This is a genomic window from Neolewinella sp. (assembly GCF_965214665.1).
Taxonomy (GTDB): Bacteria; Bacteroidota; Bacteroidia; order Chitinophagales; family Saprospiraceae; genus Neolewinella.
The window spans coordinates 44,353-64,038 of sequence record NZ_OZ243970.1; the positions used below are offsets into that span (position 1 = coordinate 44,353).

Consider the following 19,686-nt stretch of genomic DNA (forward strand, 5'->3'; position numbering starts at 1 on the left):
AGGTCAGGGGAACCGCTACGCGGTTGGGCGTGGGGCGGGGGAGGGGAGGGTGGTGGCGGCTAGGCGGATTTCTCCGTAGGTGTAGGTCTGGTCGAAGTGGTCGTAGACCTGCTTGAAGCCGGTGATCTCATGGGTAGCTAGGTAGTCGGTGATCGCTTCTAGGCGCGCGGGGTTGACAATCTCCTTTACGGTCAGTTTGCCCTGGGCGACCCAGTATGCGAGGTGGGTATGGATGGTGCCCTCGGTGAAGCCGCGTTCTTTGGCGATTTCGGGAATGGTGAGTCCGCGGCGGAAGGCAGCTAGGGTTACTTGTCTCGTGCTACTCGGTGCAGGGGGTGGCGGCGGTGGTGGGGTAGGGAGCAGGTTGGGTTGTTTGCGACCCAGATTTGGCTCCACGCCCTCGATGTTACAGTAGTCCTCGATGAGCTCGAGGAGGTCATTGCCGTAGGAATCGACAGATTTTTTGCCGAAACCCCTTACGGTGAGTAGCGCCCTTTCATCGCCGGGTAGGGCTTCGGCAAGTCCGAGCAGGACGGAGTTGTGGAGGATGCGGTAGGGGGCGATTCCCTGCTCGGCGGCCTCCTGCTGTCGCCATTTGTGTAGCTCCTGGTAGAGCACGGGGTGGCTGGTGGTGGTAACTGGGGCTTGTTTCGGCTGTTTGGCGGTGGCTTTGCCCTTCTGCTCAAACTCGATCTGGGCGTCAGCGCGGGCGCGTAGGTAGCGGTCAGGGGTGAAGCCTTGCTCCAGACTACCTAGCGTACGGAGCTTGGTGAGGCCGGTGAGGGCGACATCTTTAAGGCGGTCGGTGACGGTATCGTAGACCTTGCGGTTGTCGGACATGAAGGGGAGGGCACCCAACCGGGCGTAGGCTTTTTCGAGACGGGGGCGGAAGTAGGCGCTGGCTTTCTTTAAGCGATCGGTGAGGTCCGCATTCTCGGCGGGGAGTTCGGCGGCCCGGGCATAGGTGGGTAGCTGGCGGGTGAAGCCACGGGCGGGCTTTAGGACCCCTTTTTGTAATTCACTGCGTAGCGAACGCACCTCACCTAGCGCCTCTCCCTGAATGGCCGTTTCGTGCTCGAACAGCACCCGCTCCAGGTAGGCGAGCTGGCGGTCGAAACCCGCGAAGTCGAATAGCTCCTGTAGGCAGTTAAGCTGGAACTGCCGCTGGTCCTGGCGTAGGTCAGTCGCGGTGGGTGCCTCCGCTTCGGCGCGGGTGGAGTAGTCGCGTACCACCGTATCCGTCTTCACGCTACCGTCGCCGATACGGCTGCGCAGTACGATGCCCTCAAAGGTTTTGCAGCGACTCAACGCTACGTATACCTGTCCGTGGGCAAAGGCGGCGGCGGCGTCGATGATGACCCGCTCGAAGGTCAGTCCCTGACTCTTGTGGATCGTGATGGCCCAGGCCAGCCGCAGGGGGTGCTGCTCATAGGTGCCGATGACCTCGTCGGTAACGTCCTTAGTAGTCTTGTTGAGCTCGTACTTGCGGTTCTCCCATTCTACTGGGGTGACTACGATGGGCTCTCCCCCGGGACAGAGGACCGTAATTTCCTTACCGTCGATGGCGGTGATGCGGCCGATCTTCCCGTTGTAGTAAAGCTGCTCGACCGTGTCGTTCTTGTTGAACATCACCTGCGCTCCGATCCGGAAGCTTAGCTCGGCGTCGTTGGGATACATTGACTCCGGAAAGGTGCCCGATATCACGGCTTTGAAGGCGTGGAGTGGGGCGGTGAGCGTGCCCAGCTGGCGGTCGTTGATCTGGTTGGCCGTGCGGTTATGGGAGGTGAGGGTGATGTAGTCCTCTTCCGCGGGTGGCTGGAACTCGGGGCCGCGGTACCGGGAGTTGAGGTGGCGGAGACTGGCGGCGTCGAGCCGGTTGTTGCGTACCTGGTTGAGGAGGTGGATAAAGTCGGCGTCCGACTGCCGGTAGATATGTGTGAGCTGGATGGTACGCACCCCGGCATCGACCAGTTCCCGGCTCCCGAAGAAGTAGGCCGTGCGGTAGTGCTCGCGCAGCTGATTCCAGTCGTTATCGCGCACCACGGGTGGGAGTTGGTGGAGGTCGCCGATCATGAGCAGTTGTACGCCACCGAAGGGCTGGTCCGTACGGCGGTATTTGCGCAGTACGGCCCCGATGGCATCGAGCACGTCGGCGCGCACCATGCTGATCTCGTCGATGATGAGCAGGTCGAGACTCCGCAACACGTCGGCCTTCTGGCGACTCAGCCGGTGGGTACGCAGTTCGGCCTCGATGCGGTCGGGCGTCAGCACACCGAAGGGCAACTGAAACTGGCTGTGTATCGTCACCCCCTTCGCATTGATGGCCGCCACACCGGTGGGGGCTACGACGATCGTCCGTTTGCTCACCTCGCGGCGCACTCGGTATAAAAAGGTCGTCTTACCGGTTCCCGCCTTTCCCGTGAGAAAGACGTGACGGTCGGTCTGGCTCACATACTGGTGGGCGAGCTCCAGCTGTTCGTTGCGTTCCATCGCTAGATATGGTTTAGTTGGCGGCAAGTAAGGGCGGTGGGGAGCGGCTAGTGGTCATGTAAACGAATACTTGCGAATTTATACGTTTATAATCGATTAAGGGGTTGCTACTTATATCGGCGGTAGGCTTGATGCTAAGGTGCTAACTGAGCCGGCGTAGGTGATGGGCACCTTTACGGAATTGGCGATAAAGCATTTTTTGCCCGCCTCGTTGTGCAGATCCCGCGCGCGTTGCACCTGCGTCCCCGCAATGACTACGTTTGGATTGAGCGTGACGGAAGAAAAGGACCCCGCCCCGCTAGCGTCTTCTTCCATGGTGCCTTCGGCGTGGTCCTCGTATTCTAGCACCACGATGTCGTTGACGGCGGCTAGGTGCAGGTACCAGAGCATGTGGCAGGCCGATATGCTAGAGAGGAAGAGCTCCTCTGGATTATAGCGAGACCGGTCGCCACGGAAGGCCGGATCGCTGGAGCCGGGAATCTCTGCCTCTTTCCCATTACTGGATATCACGTGATTGCGGGAGTAGGCCCGGTAGTCGAGGGTGCCGGAGCCGTGGTTGCCGGTCCACCGGGTGAGGGTAGCGTAGTGGTGTTGGCGGTTCATGCAACCAAAATAGCACATCGGTGCATTAGGGCTGTACTATGGTACGTCTATGATCGAAGGAACCGTCATCAAATCTACCGGCAGCTGGTACAACGTGCTGCTCGACGAGGAAACGCCCGAGGGGGCCCACGAACTGCGCTGCCGCGTGGCCGGTAAGTTCCGCCTCGACGAGCTGAACCTCACCAACCCCATCGCCGTCGGCGACCGCGTGACCGTGGAGGTGGAGACCAACAACGACGCCGAAACCGGGGCCATCCGCGGCATTGCCGACCGGACGAACTACGTCGTACGTCAGAGTCCGCGCCGCAAGCACGACCTCCACCTCATCGCCAGCAACGTCGACCAGGCCGTGTGCATCACCACCATCATCGACCCGGGGGTGAAGCTGGGCTTCATCGACCGCTTCCTGTTGATGACCGAGCCCTTCGGCATCCCCACCGTGATCGTGGTCAACAAGGCCGACTTGTACGAGGAAGACGAGCTGGAGACCTACCAGGTCATCCACGACCTGTACACCGACATCGGCTACACCGTGCTCCTCGTCAGCGCCACCACCGGACAGGGTATTGAGGAGTTGCGCGACCTCTTGAAAAATAAACGCAACCTGCTAAGCGGGCAGAGCGGCGTCGGCAAGAGCACCCTCGTCAACGCCGTAGAGCCCGGTCTTGATCTGCGCACCGGCGAGCTCAGCGGCTATACGGGAAAGGGGCAGCATACCACCACCTTTGCCGAGTTGTTCCAGCTTAGCTTCGGCGGCGAGCTCATCGACACCCCCGGCATCAAGACCCTGGGCTTCAACTACCTGAAGCCGCAGGACGTGGCCCACAATTTTCGCGAGATTTTTGCACTGAGCGAGGAGTGTCGTTTCGGTGGCTCCTGCCTGCATAAGGATGAACCGGGCTGCGCGGTCAAGGAATCTGTCGAGGAGGGGGATGACCGGGTTACGGACCTGCGCTATTACTCGTATTTGCAGATTTTGGAGGAGGTGGAGGCGCAGAATTACTGGGAGCGGAGGAAGGTGTAGGGGGGGTAGACCATCGCTGCGCGGTGGGTAGAGCTGCCGCTACACCCAAATAGCTACCTTGTGATCTAATCATACGATTAGATCATGCCATATAAGCCACCCTACTCCCTCACGTCAGAAATCCAGCTAGCGCTTGGAGAGGTGATTCGCCTCATCGGCCAGCTAGAGGGATACCAGTTGCTGGCCGGCAACTTGCGTCTGCGGAGAGAGAATAAGATCAAATCACTACACTCCAGTTTAGCCATTGAAGGCAATCGCCTTACCCAACAGCAAGTGACGGCTATCCTGGAGGGCAAGCCGGTACTGGGTCCGCCCCGGGATATTCAGGAGGTAAAAAATGCCATCGACGTATACGATAGTGTAGGGGACTTAAAATCTACGGACGAGGACGATCTCCTGGGCGCACACGGCATGCTGATGCAAGCACTAATCGACGATGCGGGACGGTACCGCAATAGCGGAGTCGGCGTAGTAGACGGCGACCGGGTAATCCACATTGCCCCCCCGGCCCGGCAGGTGCCCCGGCTGATGGGCGAGCTGTTCGATTACGTAGTAAACTACCCGGAAGATACGGTACTAAAAAGCTGCGTGTTCCACTACGAGTTCGAGTTCATCCACCCCTTCTCGGATGGCAATGGCCGGATGGGGCGCTTATGGCAGACCGTCCTGCTAAAGGAGAAGTACCCCACGCTACAGTATGTACCCCTGGAGACCATCGTGCATAGCCGGCAACAGGGATACTACGGTGCGCTGAGCCATAGCCAGTCTGTAGGTAATTCCAATCCCTTTATCGTGTATATGCTGGCCGCCATGCAGGAAGCCCTCACCCAACAACTGCAGACCGACAACATACAGCTTACACCCAGCGATCGCCTAGTGGCTTACCGAGAAATCATAGGTACCGCTACCTTCACCCGTAAACAATACCAGCAGTTTCACAAAGCCATCTCTCCGGCTACCGCCACCCGTGACTTACGTAAGGGGGTCGACCAAGACCGATTGATTAAGTCCGGTGATCAGGCCGATGCAACGTACAGGTTTGCCTGATCAGTCGCGCCTGCCTCGCTCCCCTTAACTCCTTAACCCCCTTACCCCTTAACTCCTTAACCCTTAACCCCGTGCCCAACTGGATCCTAAAGGCCGCCGTCCAAAAAGCAATCTCCTTCCTACCCTACAAGGAGGACATCAATTTCTTTTTCCAGAAGCACGTCACCCGCGGCGTGGACCTCGACGATACCCATTTCGGCTACAAACTGGCCGCGGCACGCGATCACATCCGTTACTACCAAAAGTACTGTACCGTTCCCCCGGCCGCGGCCACCGTCCTGGAGCTAGGCACCGGCTGGTACCCCATCGTGCCCACCCTGCTGCACCTGGCTGGCTTCGACCGCATCGTGACCATCGACATCCGCGACTGGACCAGTAAGGAGCGGCAGCTCACGGCCATCCGCCGCATACTCGATTACCACGATAAGGGGCAGCTCAAGGAGTACCTGGAGAAAGTCGATTCGCAGCGTCTGGCCGACCTACGCGCCGTCGCGGAGCAACCAGAAAACCACACCGTAGCCACCCTCCACGCTGCCATCCGCACCGAGGCCCGCATCATGGACGCCACCCGGCTCGACGCCGCCGACCGGACCTTCGACTTCATCTGCTCCAACAACACCTTCGAGCACATCTACGCCCCGACCTTGCGCGATATCCTGCGCGAGTTCAAGCGGGTACTGAAGCCCGGCGGGGTGATGAGTCACTTCATCGACCTGAGCGACCACTTTGCCCATCTGGACCCCGGCATCACCATTTATAACTTCCTACGCTTCACCGAGCGGCAGTGGGCGGCCATCGACAATAGCATCCAACCCCAGAACCGCCTGCGCTGGCGCGATTACGTAGCTATGTACCAGGAACTGGGCATTCCGATTCGGGAGGAAGAGGTAGTGGGCGGGGACGCAGGTGCACTGGCCACGGTGCCGGTAGCGGAGCAGTATCGTGGCTATACCACGGCGGAGCTGGCGATCAGCCACGGCTCCATCATCAGCTAGCGGAGGTGCTGGTCGATTAGTACGACCGTATTGTTTTGACTGACGTAGTCAGGTAGCGGAGCGGCATCGTGACCAGTATAGGCCGCAAACGTATGACCTGCCCGGACTAAGCTATCGAACCGGGCGCGCTCGGGCACTCCCGAGTAGGCGTTCATGTCGTGGTAGAACATGAGCGCTACGTCCTCGTACGGGGGTAGGTTGATGATGATTCGCTTGCCGTAGCGCGCAGTATCTAAGTCACGCAGCACGGTAGCGTTGTGGATTCTATCGTTACGCTCAGCATTGTCGGCGGAACGGTAGGCGAGCAGGTAGGGCATGCCCAGGCTGTACAGTCCGCTGGCGATCAGCAGACCGGTGAGCATAGTGGTTGGCCTTACTGAGAATTGGCCGCTCAGCCAGCTGGCGCAGCGGTAAAGCCCATAGCCGATCAGCGTCCACACTAGGGCGTGCACCGGGTAGGTGAAGGCAGGCATCATGGTGGCTACGGCGGTGAAAAAACCATAGATAACCAGGATCATGGCGAAGTACGCAATGGTAAGTGGCCGAACGCTCCTCCGGTCCCGCCAGAGCAGCACCGCGCCGGGTAGGGCAAAGGCGATCAGAAGGCGTTCGTAAAGTAGGGGCAGCTGTAACAGGTGGTACCAGCCACCCCCGAAGTGGCCGTCTAGCGCTTCGAAGATGTGCCGGCGGTTGTGGGCGTACATCGCAGCGCTCTCCGCCGGAAAAGTGTGCATGATGTAGAGTTGCCAGGGGAGGAAGACTGCCAGCGTGACTAGCCCTGCGGCGCCTAGTTGTAGCCAAGCACGTGAACTGCTGCGTGCTGGGCTTAGCAACAGGTGGAGTCCCCAACCTCCGAAGACCACCAGTGCGGTGAGCCACTTGATGAGCACCGCCGCTCCTACGCAGAGTCCGACGCCGAGCGCCCACCGCCAGGTCCTACCGCTACCGAGGTAGCGCGATAACGCCTAAATACCGGCCGTGACGTAGAACGCAAAGGCTACATCGTTATGGTCCAGGTTGTAGCGGCCCGCAGTTAGCTCCAAATGATAGCGCGAGAAGCCGAATAAGAGCGCTGCGGTAAAGCCTACCTCCCGACTCTTGCTCCAGTACCGCCCAATCCCGTACACCAGCAGCGTACCCAATGCCCCCATCACCGCCGAGGGCAGCCGCACCGCCACCTCACTGACCCCGAATACCTTCATCGACAGCACCATCTGCCACAGGAACAGCGGCTGCTTGTGCACCCAGATGTGGTTGCAGCACCAGGCCTCTAGGTCGTAGGGTAGAATGGGGTCGAGCCGCAGCATCGGCCGGAAGGGCTCCGCCATCATGTGCTTGGCGACCAGGGCGTGGAAGCGCTCGTCCCAGGGGTGCAGGAAGGGATCGGCAGCGGCCATGGTCAGGTGGAGTAGGAAGCTGGAGACAATCAGTAGGGTGAGGGCCGGGGTAGTACAGCTGCGGGCGAAGAAGAGGTAGACGCTGACCAAGCCCGGCAGCGCTGCTACTGCAAGTCTGGCACTGAGCTCCTGGACATCTATATACTCAGACAATTGAGTGGGGAAGGTAGCGCAGCCTACGAATTACCTTTACCCCCGTGCCCCGCCGCCCCTCCCTCATCGCCCTCGGTTTTCTGGTCAGTCTGGCGCTAAGTGCTCTGCTGCACCGCTCGGTGTTTACCCTCGATATGCAGGGACGGCACAACTGGCGGCAGGCCCAGACTATGTGGAACGTGCGCAACTTCGTGCGCTACGACAACGACATCACCCACCCCCGCGTCAGTCACTTCAACGGCTCGAATAACAACTTACTCCGCTATGAATTTCCCATCATGCAGTGGAGTATCGCACAGGTGCAACGTGCGCTGGGGGAGGACATTTGGATCGCCCGTACCATGGTTTGGCTCATTGGGGCTTTTGGTCTACTGGGCTTCTATTTGCTGCTTCGCATTCTAGCTTTTCCGGCAGCGATCGCCCTGGTTGGCACATTTTTACTCCAGTTTTCCCCCCTTTTTTACTTCTACACCATCAATATCCTGCCGGATAACCTCGCCCTGGCCGCCGGCATTTGGTACCTCTACTTTTGCTTCGCCTACCTTCGTGATCGGAGGACGTGGCAGCTCCTCGGACTGGGTAGCTTTCTTCTACTCGCTGCGTTGGCCAAGCTTCCCTTTGCCATGTTCGGTATCGTCGGACTGGTATTCTGCCTACGCTACATCTGGGTTTCAAGTAAGTCAGGACGGGTGCGGTGGCAGGTGGTGGGCGTCGGTCTGGCGCACCTCGCCTTTCTCTACCCCGCCTACCGCTGGTACGCCATGGTCATGCCCGGCTGGAAGAATAATCCGGTGGTGTACGGCATCTTCGCCAACGCCGCGGACACCGCCACCAACTGGCGTATTTTCAACGTCCAGGCTACGGACATCTTTCCCTACAGTCTGCTCTCGCCGGCCGTCTGGCTACCCTTCGCCCTGGGCGTCTTTTATACGGGGCGACGTACCGCGGCACCATTTTCTGCCCGCCCCTATATCTGGGCGCTGGTGTTCATCACTTTTCTCTTTTTAGCCCTGCAGTGGAACACCATCGGTACGGTCCACGATTACTATCTACTGCCCTTCCTCCCCTGGATGTACATCACTGTCACCGCCGGGGTACAGCGGCTCTGGCAGTGGAGTAAAGCGTGGACTCCCACCCTATGGCGCTGGCTTCCCCTGGCGGTGGTTGCGGCAATACTCATCGGTGCCCCCCTCGATGCCTACCAGCTCCGCAAACGCTACTGGGAAGTCAAGTTTAGCTACGGGTACGAGGAGCTCCGCGACGTCTTTACCCACCAGGCCGCCCTACAGGCAGCAGTCGACGACGACGCCATGGTGATCGTGCTCAACGATCCCTCGATGCAGATCTTCACCTGGCTTATCCGTAAGCGGGGGTACGTGTTCGGCAATAATAACCTCAAGCCGGCCTGGCTCGACGATATGCGCAAGCGCGGCGCTACCTACCTCTACTCCAGCTCCCGGTACTTCGACGAACAGCCGGGGGTGCAAGAGCGGGTCGACAGCCTACTGTTAGAAGCCGGCAACATCCGCGTCTACCGCCTAAAGTGAGCCCGGCTACCGCGCCGCAAAGGGAAACAGCTCCGAATCTACCCGGCTGTTCTGAATCAGCGAATCCAGCCGAGCCACGATCTCGGGGTGCTCACCCGCCACGTCGGTCGTCTCCCCCACATCCGTGCGCAGGTCATAAAGCTCGAGCGGGCTGTCGGCATCGGCAAACACATCGTACCGCACCCCCTTCCACGGGCCCATCCGCACGGCCTGCCGACCGCCCTGCTCGTGAAACTCCCAGTACAGGTAGTCGTGCTCCGTCTGCTCTTCCTGCCCCCGCAGCGTAGGAAGCATCGAGATGCCATCGACGCGTTGCTCGCTGGGTGCTCCCGTAAGTTCAGCCAGGGTAGGGTACACGTCCCAGAAGGCCGACATGTGATCACTCGTACCCACCGGCACCGTGCCCGGCATACTGGCGATCATGGGCACGCGGATGCCCCCCTCGTACAGATCGCGCTTGTACCCTCGCAGCGGCCCATTGCTGTCGAAGTAGTCCGGATCGGCACCCCCCTCCAGGTGCGGACCGTTATCGCTGGTAAAGATGACGAGGGTGTTCTCGGTCAGCCCCAGCGCATCCAGCCGGTCCATGAGCTCGCCGACGTGGCGGTCCAGCACGGTGACCATAGCCGCGAAGGTCGCGTGCGGTTGGGCGGCGGATTCATAGGCCCCCCGGCGGTACCCGGGACCCTCGTCGTAACCTGCGTAGGGCGTCTCGGGGTCGAACTGCCCCGCAAAGCGGTCCACTATGCTGTCGGGCGCGGCCAGTTCGGCGTGGGGGATGACGTGTGCGTAGTAGAGGAAGAAGGGGGCGTCGCGGTTAGCCTCCACGAAGTTCAGTACCTCCTTCTGTATCAGGGTGGGGGCATACTGTCCTTTCTTTGCACCTGCGTTCCCGCCCAGGGTATCCCGCCGGTCGTCGTCCCACAGGAAATAGGGGTAGTAGTGGTGGGCCAGCCGCTGGCAGTTGTAGCCGTAGAAGCGGTCGAAGCCCTGCCGTAGCGGGGTGCCCTCCGAGCCCGGATAACCCAGTCCCCACTTGCCGAAGGCGCCGGTGCGGTAGCCGCGGTCGTGCAGCAATTCGGCCAGGGTATAAATACTGTCGGGTAGGGGCACCTGTCCCTCGGGCTGCACCTCCTGGTTGCCGCGCACGTAGGTATGGCCGGTATGGAGGCCGGTCAGCAGGGCCGAGCGACTGGGTGCGCACACCGTACTGCCGCTATAGTGCTGAGTGAAGCGTAGTCCGCTTGCCGCCAGTCGGTCGATATTAGGCGTGGCGAAGTGCTGCTGCCCGTAACAACTTAGGTCTCCGTAGCCCAGATCGTCCGCCAGGATGTAGATGATATTCGGGGGCCGAGCTGCGGTACTGGTCTGCTGTTCGGCATCCGGGGCGGGGCCGCAGGTGCACAGCAACGTGGAAAGGCAAAGCAGGAAGAGCAGGTGTCGCATACGGTAGTTATTGGGTACGAGTCAATCATCCATGGCCATCGTGCGCCCCACCAGCTTCACGACAAAGTATAGTAATATAAGCCCGCCGGCCATAAGGGAAAGACACACCGTCCAGCCGCCACCAAGCACGGTGGAGAGAAAGCCGCAGGCCATGGCCACCGAGCCCACCGTCAGCGCATACGGCAGCTGGGTGCGCACGTGGTCGATGTGGTTGCAGTCGGAGGCCAGGCTGCTCAGGATGGTCGTGTCGGAGATCGGCGAACAGTGATCCCCCAGCACACTGGCGGCCAGTACCGTACTGATCACGTTGTAGAGCAGGCCGGCCGCATCCGGCTCGTCCCAGCCGGAGAACATCGCCACCGACCAGGTCAGCGGGATGGCGATGGGGTAGAGGATTGCCATCGTGCTCCAGCTACTACCGGTGGAAAAGCTTACGACGGCCGCCAGCACGAAGATGACCGGTTGCAGGAAGTAGGGATTAAGCGCCTCGCCCAGCAATTCTACCAGGAAGGTGGCCGTGTGCAGCTCTTCGGTGGTCAGGGCTAAGGCCCAGGCCAGGGTGAGAATCATCACCGCTGAAAACATGGCCTTGAAGCCGGCGGTGAGTGAGCCGATGGTCTGCTCGATATTCATGATGCGCTGGCCGACGGTCATGGCCATGGCCACCAACACCCCACTCATGCTGGCCCAGAGCAGGGCGACGTAGCTATCGGCCGCCCCGATGGTCAGGCCCAGTTTGCCGAAGAAGCCGCCCTCGAGGGCGCCCCAGACGGCGCTCCAGTCGTTGGTGGTCATGGGCACGGCCATGGCGTCGGATAGGTTTTCAAGACCCGTATCGATGAGGCCCACGATGGTCATAACCACCACGACGGCTACCGGGATAGCCGCATTACGGGCGCGAAGCGGGGCACCGGGGATGGGGTCGAGGTCTTCCTGCTCGCTACCCCCGGCGGCCTCCTCATTGACGCGCTTGACCATGCCGGTGCTCCGGGCGCGGGCCTCGGCATCCCACATGGCCCCGAAGTCGCGCCGCTGGTAGATCAGAAAGAGGATAAAGGCCAGCGTGAGGACCGGGTAGTAGCTGTACTTCAGTGACTCGATGAACACGGCGTAGGGCGTAGTGCCGGCAAAGTGCTCGACCTGGTCGATGCCATCGCCGATGTAGCCGAGCTCGGCTCCGATCCAGGTGGTGATGAAGGCTACCGAAGCCACGGGGGCAGCCGTAGAATCCACAATGTAGGCCAGCTTCTCCCGGCTGATGCGAAAGCGATCGGTGACCGAGCGCATGGTGTTACCTACAATTAGGGTGTTGGCGTAGTCGTCGAAGAAGATCGCTACGCCTAGTAGCCAGGTCACGAACTGTCCACGGCGTGGGTTCGTGGCGTACTTGGTCATCCGCTGCACCACGCCCGCCATGCCACCGTTGCGGCTAATGATGGCCACCATGCCCCCGATCATCAGGCTGAACACCAGCACGCTTAGGTGGCCGCTGTCGTTGAGGGAGTCGATGATGTAGGTATCGATCGTCGTCAGCAGTGCCTTGATCAGACCCAGAAAGAACTCAAAGCGGAAACCGCCGGCAATGAAGGCCCCCACCCAGATACCGGCAAAGAGGGAGATGATCACCTCCTTGAATATCAGCGCCAGTCCGATCGCGATCAGGGGAGGTAAAATCGACAGCCACAGGGGTACGCGCCGCAACCGGCCCGGCCCCGGGTCCTTGCTCAGGTGGTAAAGCTCCGTTTGTTTGCCGGACTTGATGAGTTGAATACCGGGCTCGACGGGCAGGAGGAGGCCACCGGCGATGGGGCTGGCGAGCACGGTATCGCCATTCACCCTAAACCCTGCACCGGCGCGCGCGCCCTCTACGATTAGGCCCCCTTCATCTGCTGCCCGGACACCACTGTACTGCGCGTGGGACAGACCAGAAAAGAGCAAAAAAACGAGCAGAGCAGTCAGGTGGGTAAGGGGAGGCATACGGCGAGCTTGGCCGGCCAAGATACGCTACCGCAGGAACCGCACCGTGGCCGACTTACTACCGGCCTGCACCCGGGCTAGGTAAACACCCGGCGCTAGGTCGGCCACCGGTAGCCGGAGGGTTTGCGTACTGCCCGACCGCCCCGTAAAGCTAGCCGTGCGCAGCAGCCGTCCCTCCGCCGTGAAGAGTGAAATCGACAGCGGACCGGTATAATCCAGGGCGGCACGAAGCTGTAGCTGGTCGGTGGCGGGATTGGGAGAGGCGGTGAGCCCGAAGTCGGCGGTACGCGGCGTGAAAATGCCGGTGCTACCCTCTGCGTAGACGTCCAGGTTGTCGAAGCGGTAGGTATCGCCGGTGTTGCTGTTGGGGGCGAAGAGCAGGATCAGACGGGTGACGCCCGCGTCGTTGGCGTTGGGATCGGGCCGGTCCAGCAGGGGCAGGTAGAGCCGCTGCCAGCCGTTCTGTACGGCGGTCGTAGCCTGGTAGCGGCTGTGGCGGCCGGTGGGGTAGTTTTCGCCGGAGGCACTGCCGGTTTCCAGCTGTAGGAGAATTTCGGTGCCAACGGGCGCGGTAGTGTACAGGTCGATGTAGAAGCGCTGCTCGCCGGTGACAAATAGACCGGCATCGGTGATGGAGCTGACGTCGTAGATCAGCACGTCGTACTGGGAGCCGGCCGCACGCACGTATTCGCCCACCTGGGTGGCACCCACCAGGCTGTCCGGAGCCGGATTGGCCTGCTCGGTGAGGATGCCGGTGGCGAAGTTGAAGGTGAGCTCGGCCGCGTCGTCGAAGTTCTCCAGGCTGCGCTGGAAGGTGTAGGGGGCTGCAACGCTCACGTCGAGGGACAGGGTGTCGGTGCCGCAGTCCAGGGTCGTCACCGCGCTGATCGCTCCGCCGGTACTACCGGCCCAGTCGACGGTGAGGGTGGGGGTACCCTGTCCGGACACGATAGCGGCACCCGTGGGTACCGTCCAGGTGATGGGGGTGTCTTCCGCCAAATTGCCTACGGTGTATTCCACGCCGTTGGCCGCATTTTCTACGCTACGCTCCCCGCTGATGTAGGGCCGGTTACCACCGTACACCCGCACGTAGTCCACCTCCATGGTGGCCGGAAAGATGCTATCGTCGACCGCACCGCCGAGGTTGCCCCCGATGGCTACGTTGAGAATAAAGAAGAAGTCCTGATCGAAGGGCCAGCGCTGCCCGTTCAGATCGGCCGGCGTCTCGGTAGCGTAAAGGATGCCGTCGAAGAACCAGCGGATCTCGTCCTCTTCCCACTCTACGGCAAATTCGTGAAAGTCATCGGCGACCGGCTCCTCCGTCTCGATGCGGTTGGAGTTGTAGGAGTTATTGGGCCAGGGCTGTCCGTAGTGGATGGTACCCAGTACCTCGTTGGGCGCGCGGCCTACGTACTCCATGATGTCGATCTCGCCACTCTGTGGCCAGCTGCCGTATACCTCGTCGGTCGAGAGCATCCAGAAGGCCGGCCAGGTCCCCTGCCCGCCGGGTACCTTGATGCGGGCCTCCATACGGCCGTAGGTAAAGTCCTGCTTCCCGCGGCTGATTAGGCGACTGGAGGTGTAGGAGCGGCCGTCCACCTCCTCGCGCCGGGCGGTGATCTTAAGGGTACCGTCGCTTACGGTGGTGTTTTCCTCCCGGTAGGTCTGTAGCTCATTATTGCCCCAACCGCAGAGGCCGCGGTCGCAGCCGTCGCCGAGCTCGTATCTCCAGTTGTCGAGGTTCAGGGTTTTGCCGTCGAACTCGTCGGACCACACCAGCTCGGGGCACTGGGCGGATAGGGATGCGGAGAGGAGAAGTAAGAAGAGCGGGTAGAGTTGTTGCATGATTTTGGTGTTGCGTTGGTGGGTTGTTGGGTTGTTGCGGTGCGGTTGTTGGAGGCGTGATAGGCGTGATAGGCGTCGGGGCCGCGGGTGCGGAAGTTTGCTACGGTAGAAGACTACTGTGGGTAAGGCATTTCTTCCAATATAGCAACTTCCACGGCAGTGACACTACCCGACGAGCGAAGCGAGCATCCCCAACAACGCAACAACGCAAAATCGCAACCCCCCGACACATCGCCCCCAAACTTAAGCCCCCCGCCAGCGTACCTTATACTATCCTCACTTCCGTCCATGCTCCGACTAGCCCTCAGCGCCCTCGCCCTCGTATTTACCTATTGCCTACCGGCCCAGCTTGGACTCACCCCGGCCCTCCCCAACGTAGTCGGTGCCGACGATCAGCTCCTCCCCCTGGCCTGGCTCGGCGGCCTCAATGCCCCGCAGTACAATGCCGCCGACCTCGACGGCGATGGCCTGGGCGACCTAGTCATCTTCGACCGGGCCGGCGATGCGCTGCTCGCCCTGCGGGGGGATGGCAGCGGCAACTACCTGCCGGCCCCCGAGCTCCTCACGGGCTTTCCGAACGACCTCACCCATTGGATCCTGCTGCGCGATTATGATGCGGATGGAGTGCAGGACCTCTTCGCCTACTCGGCCGAGTACGACGGTTTTCGGGCGTACCGGGGGCAGCGGGCGGCGGATGGGCTACTCACCTATCCCGCGACTCCTACCTACCGGGGCCTTCGGTATCCCCTGGGGGGGGGCTCTACCCCCATCTTCGTGACCGATGTAGACTACCCGGCCGTGGATGACGTGGACGGCGACGGCGACCTGGACATCCTTACCTTCAGCGTCGGCGGCGGTTACCTGGAGTACTACCAGAACCAGAGCGTGGAGCGGGGATTCGGTACCGATACGCTCATCTATATGCTGGCCAGCGACTGCTACGGGGGGTTCTTCGAGTCCGGGCAGAGTCCCGAGCTCACCCTTTCGGCTACCCCCGGAGAGTGTGCCCGCAACGTACGCGGTAGCGATCCCATCGAGCGCCGTCATGCCGGCTCCACAACACTAAGCATCGACATCGACGGCGATGGGCTTCAGGACATCATGCTCGGCGATATCTCCTCCGCACACATCGTACTGGCGCGCAATGGGGGTAGCCGCACCCAGGCCCACTTTACCTCCCAGGACCCCACCTGGCCGAGCGGCGGCGTACCCGTCGAGGTCGATTACTTCCCGGCCATCTTTCACCTCGATATCGATCAGGATGGGGTGCGCGACCTCCTTGCCGCCCCCACCCAGACCGTCAACGCCGAGAACGTCGACGTGGGTTGGTACTACCGCAACGTGGGTACCGAGGCCCGCCCCGATTTCGTGTTTCAGGACAGTCAGCAGTTCGTGCGTCAGAGCATCGACTACGGCAGCGGTACGGCCCCGGCGGCCTTCGACTACGATGCCGACGGACGGCCCGATCTGGTGGTCGGCAACAACGAGGAATACATCGACGGCCTTACCCTCGGCAGCCAGCTTCGCCTCCTTCGTAACACGACTGCCCCCGGCGGCCCCCCTAGTTTCGCTGTCGTCGACAATGATTACCTGGGGCTGCGCCAGTTCATCAACTCGACTTCCGCCTTCGCCCCGGCCTTTGGGGACCTGGACGGCGATGGCGACACCGATGCCGTGATCGGCGAGCGCGGCGGTCAGCTCATCTACCTAGAAAACACCGCCGGCCCGGGCCGCCCGGCCGCCTTTGCCACCCCCGTGTTCGGTTACATGGACCTCGATGCCGGTCAGCTTAGTAAGCCCGCCCTGGCCGATCTGGATCGCGATGGACTGACCGATCTCCTAGTAGGCGGCTTCGACGGCCGTATTCGCTTTTACCGCAACCTCGGCACCACCGGGGCCCCCCGCTTCGACCCCTCCTTCACCACCCCCGGCAACGTAGAGCAACTCGGCGGCATCAACACCAATACGCCGGGCGGTAGTAGCGGTCATCCCGCCCCGGCCGTGGTCACCTACGCCGACCGCTTCGTCCTGCTCACCGGCAACCGCTCCGGCATCCTGGAGGCTTATTCATTTACGGATTACACCCAGGCGTTCACGCCCCTTAGCCGCAGCGTTGATAGTCTCGATCTCGGGGGCTTCTCTACTCCTGCCACGGCAGATTTTGACGGCGACGGGCTGCTCGATCTCGTGCTCGGCAATCAGCGCGGGGGGCTGAGCTACTACACTACGGAGCTTGGGGCCGAGCTATCTACGGGCCTGTTTAGTCCCTCGCTTCCTGCTGTTGAGTTTACCCTCGCGCCTAATCCTACGACGGGACAGGTACGGCTGCGTAATCTGCCGGGGTCGCGGGTGCAGACGGTCAAGGTGTATAGCTCAGTGGGCCAGCTCGTGCTCCAGGAGGATGCCGGTAGCCGGAGTAGTCTGGACCTGGATTTAGGAACACTGGTGGCGGGTGTATATGTGGTACGGGTGGAGGCGGGGGATGGGGTGGGTGTGCGGCGGGTGGTGGTTAGTTATTGAGTTGTTGCGTTATTGGGTGGTTGCGTTGTGGGGATGCTCGCTTCGCTCGTTTGGCACTGCACCTGCGGCCCCGCCTCCATGTTAGACCTCCAACGACCACAACCCACCCCCTTTGAGAATAACTGAACAACCCGGTCCTTACCGCCACCTCGATTCTCGCTCCGCAGACGAGCTGCTCACGCTGATCAATAGACAGGACCAGTTAGTAGCCCCAGCCGTAGCCGACTGCATCCCCGCCCTGACCCTGCTAGTAGAGGGGATCGTGGAGCGGATGGAGCGCGGCGGCCGGCTATTTTACATCGGAGCGGGTACCAGCGGACGACTCGGAGTCCTGGACGCCAGCGAGTGCCCACCCACCTACGGGGTACCGCCAGGATGGGTAATCGGTCTCATTGCCGGGGGGGACCGGGCCCTACGCGAGGCCGTGGAGGCCGCTGAGGATAGCGCCGGACAGGCGTGGCGCGACTTGGCCGAGCATACCCCGAATGCGGATGATACACTGATCGGTATTGCCGCCTCGGGGACTACGCCCTACGTGATCGGGGGACTGAAAGAAGCCCGGGCTGCGGGACTGCTCACAGGCTGCATAACCTGTAACCCCGGGGCACCGGTGACCGAGGCGTGCGATCACCCCATCGTGGCGGTGGTGGGCCCCGAGGTGGTGACCGGCAGCACGCGGATGAAATCGGGCACTGCGCAGAAATTGGTCCTGAATATGATCACCACCACGGTAATGATCCGCCTGGGCCGAGTGCGCGATAATCGGATGGTGGATATGAAGCTGAGCAACGCCAAGCTCGTGGACCGGGGCACGAAGATGATCGTGGAGGCTACGGGACTGCCGTACGAGGAGGCGCGGCGGCGGTTGCTAGAGGCCGGTAGCGTCCGTCAGGTGATCGACGGGCAGTAGGGGGACCATACCCAACACCTCGGTGCAGAAGGCGATGATGGAGCGCTGGGCGGCCATCCAGTCCTTGGATTTGATGTCGCTACCGACGAAGTGGGTGCCGGGAGTAGGGAGGCTGTCGAGGCGCACTTGGTCCTGCGGGGTGGCGAGGAGGCGGTGAATTTCGGGATAACGGTCGATTTCGACGTGCTCGTCCTGATCGAATGCATCCCGGTAATAAAATAAGGTAAGTACCGGGCACTGCACTTTACGGAAGGTGGCATCGGCCATGGTAGTCTGCACTAGGATCTCCAGATCGACCAGCGCACGGGAGGGGTAAATAGTGTCGAAATACCGGGCGGCAGTCGGCTCCTCGTGCTTGATGGTTTTGTTACTACCGAAGCTGGCCAGCATAGCTAGCTCGTGGCCCCAGGGCGACATAAGCAGTGAGGCACCGGGCTGATCGTCTTCTACATTAGGGCCCATATTGATGAGGGCGTGTACATCATCGGGAAAATCGGCAGCCAGTTTAAAGGCCAGGGTGCCACCCGTGGAAGTGGACAGGATAACCACGCGGCGACCAATCCGCTTGCCGATGGCTAGCGCTTCGCGCGCATCGTCCCAGGCAGCCTCGGGGCTAAAGTCCTGAAGGGCAGCCGCGGCCTGGAGTCCGTGGCCCGCCCAGCGGCTCAGGTAGACGTTGCTGCCGAATACCTCCGGCACGTTCACGTTGACGGGGTACCCATCGCGGTAGCTACCCGCGAAGCCGTGGAGGTACACGAAGGCATAATCGGTAACGGTAGGCGTGTTGCCATACCAGACGATGCGGGCGCGGTTACCGGGGCGGGTGGGGTGCTTGGCTTCCTTGTCTTCCACGTAGCGCTGCAGCGCACTAAGATCACGGGGCACGGCGGGAAGGGTTTCGGCGTAGGTGGGTACGTCGATGCGGGGCCCCAGAAAATAGGCCGCAATGATGATAACTAGGAGAATGGCGGCAAGGTAGATCACTTTCATACGAAGGGATAGGTCGTCCGCCGAGCGTTGCGCAGCTTCGCTCGTCGGACGACCGGATGAAGTTGAAGGCTTGGCCGCCGACAGAGTTACCAGGATACAAACGGCATATCCTGTTTATAGCTTCCCTCGTCCGTGACCTTCAAAATGAAGTCAGCCACGTCACCGCGGCTGATCTTGTTACCACCGGTGGTGCCGACGTAGCCTACTTTATAGTTTCCCTGGTCCGGCTCATCGACCAGGCGGGGTGCCCGCACGATGGTCCAGTCGAGATCGCTACCGCGCAGTACGGCGGCGTGGTCCTTAGCATCCTTGATCACGCCGCGGAAAAATACACCCATCACGCCGCGAAATACCTTATCGATCACCTTAGGCTCGTCCTTTTCGTAGGGTAGTCCACCGCCGCTCATGCTGATGATACGCCCTACGCCAGCGGTCTTCATGGCGCTGACCATGTGTCCGGTGCCTACCGTCTGCACGTCTTTGCGGCCGCCGCTGGTCTGGCCTAGCAGGGAGACGACTACCTCACTACCCTGGATGACCTTAGCCACGTCGTCGCGGTTGAGAACATCGCCGCCGGTGATGGTCAGGGCGGGGTCGGCGTAGGGGAGCTTCTCCGGGCTGCGCGCCAGGACGTGCAGCTGGTGGCCGGCCTCCAGGGCGCGGGGGATGAACTCGACGCCGGTGCGGCCGGAGCCACCGAATAGGGCAATGATCATAATGGTGAGTACTGGTGTACCCGGTG

The 19,686-nt window shown here is 61.2% G+C and carries 15 protein-coding genes; 6 read left to right on the top strand and 9 right to left on the bottom strand.

Annotated elements, in window-relative coordinates; genetic code table 11:
• Window positions 1-15: 15 nt before the first annotated feature.
• Complete coding sequence (locus ACOOHD_RS00550) at window positions 16-2,490, bottom strand: helix-turn-helix domain-containing protein (protein WP_420459617.1); 2,475 nt, start codon at window positions 2,488-2,490, stop codon at window positions 16-18.
• 111 nt (window positions 2,491-2,601) lie between these two features.
• Window positions 2,602-3,093 (bottom strand): OsmC family protein, encoded by a 492-nt coding sequence (locus ACOOHD_RS00555; RefSeq protein WP_420459618.1) that lies wholly within the window; start codon window positions 3,091-3,093, stop codon window positions 2,602-2,604.
• 49 nt (window positions 3,094-3,142) lie between these two features.
• Here ACOOHD_RS00555 and rsgA point away from each other — a divergent pair, with 49 nt between their 5' ends.
• The 3 genes from rsgA (at window position 3,143) to ACOOHD_RS00570 (ending at window position 6,159) form a co-directional block, all read left to right on the top strand.
• Window positions 3,143-4,117 (top strand): ribosome small subunit-dependent GTPase A, encoded by a 975-nt coding sequence (gene rsgA, locus ACOOHD_RS00560; protein WP_420459619.1) that lies wholly within the window; start codon window positions 3,143-3,145, stop codon window positions 4,115-4,117.
• 84 nt (window positions 4,118-4,201) lie between these two features.
• A complete protein-coding gene (locus tag ACOOHD_RS00565) occupies window positions 4,202-5,164 on the top strand; it encodes a Fic family protein (protein ID WP_420459620.1) in 963 nt (320 codons plus the stop codon).
• Window positions 5,165-5,235: 71 nt separating this feature from the next.
• Window positions 5,236-6,159 (top strand): methyltransferase domain-containing protein, encoded by a 924-nt coding sequence (locus tag ACOOHD_RS00570; RefSeq protein ID WP_420459621.1) that lies wholly within the window; start codon window positions 5,236-5,238, stop codon window positions 6,157-6,159.
• Here ACOOHD_RS00570 and ACOOHD_RS00575 read toward each other — a convergent pair.
• Together ACOOHD_RS00575 and ACOOHD_RS00580 are read right to left on the bottom strand one after the other, a co-directional pair.
• Window positions 6,156-6,893, bottom strand: a complete 738-nt coding sequence (locus ACOOHD_RS00575; RefSeq protein ID WP_420459622.1) for a hypothetical protein — start codon at window positions 6,891-6,893, stop codon at window positions 6,156-6,158. The two genes, ACOOHD_RS00570 and ACOOHD_RS00575, sit on opposite strands and share 4 nt — an antisense overlap.
• 231 nt (window positions 6,894-7,124) lie before the next feature.
• Window positions 7,125-7,709, bottom strand: a complete 585-nt coding sequence (locus ACOOHD_RS00580; protein ID WP_420459623.1) for an ArnT family glycosyltransferase — start codon at window positions 7,707-7,709, stop codon at window positions 7,125-7,127.
• Between the two features lie 44 nt (window positions 7,710-7,753).
• Here ACOOHD_RS00580 and ACOOHD_RS00585 point away from each other — a divergent pair, with 44 nt between their 5' ends.
• Window positions 7,754-9,256 carry a glycosyltransferase family 39 protein gene (locus ACOOHD_RS00585; protein WP_420459624.1) on the top strand — a complete coding sequence of 501 codons (1,503 nt, stop codon included), beginning with the start codon at window positions 7,754-7,756 and terminating at the stop codon, window positions 9,254-9,256.
• 6 nt (window positions 9,257-9,262) lie between these two features.
• On the opposite strand, the gene ACOOHD_RS00590 is transcribed toward ACOOHD_RS00585, so the two are convergent.
• From ACOOHD_RS00590 to ACOOHD_RS00600, 3 genes are read right to left on the bottom strand one after another with little or no spacing between them, the layout of a single operon-like run.
• A complete protein-coding gene (locus tag ACOOHD_RS00590) occupies window positions 9,263-10,702 on the bottom strand; it encodes an arylsulfatase (protein ID WP_420459625.1) in 1,440 nt (479 codons plus the stop codon).
• 21 nt (window positions 10,703-10,723) lie between these two features.
• Window positions 10,724-12,679 carry a Na+/H+ antiporter NhaC family protein gene (locus ACOOHD_RS00595; protein WP_420459626.1) on the bottom strand — a complete coding sequence of 652 codons (1,956 nt, stop codon included), beginning with the start codon at window positions 12,677-12,679 and terminating at the stop codon, window positions 10,724-10,726.
• 27 nt (window positions 12,680-12,706) lie between these two features.
• Window positions 12,707-14,524 carry a family 16 glycosylhydrolase gene (locus ACOOHD_RS00600; RefSeq protein ID WP_420459627.1) on the bottom strand — a complete coding sequence of 606 codons (1,818 nt, stop codon included), beginning with the start codon at window positions 14,522-14,524 and terminating at the stop codon, window positions 12,707-12,709.
• 288 nt (window positions 14,525-14,812) lie between these two features.
• Between ACOOHD_RS00600 and ACOOHD_RS00605 the strand changes: the two genes are divergently transcribed.
• Together ACOOHD_RS00605 and murQ are read left to right on the top strand one after the other, a co-directional pair.
• Window positions 14,813-17,044 (top strand): T9SS type A sorting domain-containing protein, encoded by a 2,232-nt coding sequence (locus ACOOHD_RS00605; RefSeq protein WP_420459628.1) that lies wholly within the window; start codon window positions 14,813-14,815, stop codon window positions 17,042-17,044.
• A gap of 112 nt (window positions 17,045-17,156) precedes the next feature.
• Window positions 17,157-17,954, top strand: coding sequence for an N-acetylmuramic acid 6-phosphate etherase (gene murQ / locus ACOOHD_RS00610; RefSeq protein ID WP_420459629.1), 798 nt, complete (start codon window positions 17,157-17,159; stop codon window positions 17,952-17,954).
• On the opposite strand, the gene ACOOHD_RS00615 is transcribed toward murQ, so the two are convergent.
• The gene (locus tag ACOOHD_RS00615; RefSeq protein WP_420459630.1) at window positions 17,913-18,944 is read right to left on the bottom strand and encodes an alpha/beta hydrolase; all 1,032 of its coding nucleotides are present in this window, start codon (window positions 18,942-18,944) and stop codon (window positions 17,913-17,915) included. The two genes, murQ and ACOOHD_RS00615, sit on opposite strands and share 42 nt — an antisense overlap.
• 86 nt (window positions 18,945-19,030) lie before the next feature.
• A complete protein-coding gene (locus ACOOHD_RS00620; protein WP_420459631.1) occupies window positions 19,031-19,660 on the bottom strand; it encodes an NAD(P)-dependent oxidoreductase in 630 nt (209 codons plus the stop codon).
• Window positions 19,661-19,686 lie beyond the last annotated feature (26 nt).

What these genes read in the sequence shown, in the direction of transcription:
- ACOOHD_RS00550 (WP_420459617.1), bottom strand. Translation starts at nt 2,490, where the DNA reads ATGGAACGCAACGAACAGCTGGAGCTCGCCCACCAGTATGTGAGCCAG.
- ACOOHD_RS00555 (WP_420459618.1), bottom strand. Translation starts at nt 3,093, where the DNA reads ATGAACCGCCAACACCACTACGCTACCCTCACCCGGTGGACCGGCAAC.
- rsgA (WP_420459619.1), top strand. Translation starts at nt 3,143, where the DNA reads ATGATCGAAGGAACCGTCATCAAATCTACCGGCAGCTGGTACAACGTG.
- ACOOHD_RS00565 (WP_420459620.1), top strand. Translation starts at nt 4,202, where the DNA reads ATGCCATATAAGCCACCCTACTCCCTCACGTCAGAAATCCAGCTAGCG.
- ACOOHD_RS00575 (WP_420459622.1), bottom strand. Translation starts at nt 6,893, where the DNA reads ATGCACACTTTTCCGGCGGAGAGCGCTGCGATGTACGCCCACAACCGC.
- ACOOHD_RS00590 (WP_420459625.1), bottom strand. Translation starts at nt 10,702, where the DNA reads ATGCGACACCTGCTCTTCCTGCTTTGCCTTTCCACGTTGCTGTGCACC.
- ACOOHD_RS00595 (WP_420459626.1), bottom strand. Translation starts at nt 12,679, where the DNA reads ATGCCTCCCCTTACCCACCTGACTGCTCTGCTCGTTTTTTTGCTCTTT.
- ACOOHD_RS00600 (WP_420459627.1), bottom strand. Translation starts at nt 14,524, where the DNA reads ATGCAACAACTCTACCCGCTCTTCTTACTTCTCCTCTCCGCATCCCTA.
- ACOOHD_RS00605 (WP_420459628.1), top strand. Translation starts at nt 14,813, where the DNA reads ATGCTCCGACTAGCCCTCAGCGCCCTCGCCCTCGTATTTACCTATTGC.
- ACOOHD_RS00615 (WP_420459630.1), bottom strand. Translation starts at nt 18,944, where the DNA reads ATGAAAGTGATCTACCTTGCCGCCATTCTCCTAGTTATCATCATTGCG.
- ACOOHD_RS00620 (WP_420459631.1), bottom strand. Translation starts at nt 19,660, where the DNA reads ATGATCATTGCCCTATTCGGTGGCTCCGGCCGCACCGGCGTCGAGTTC.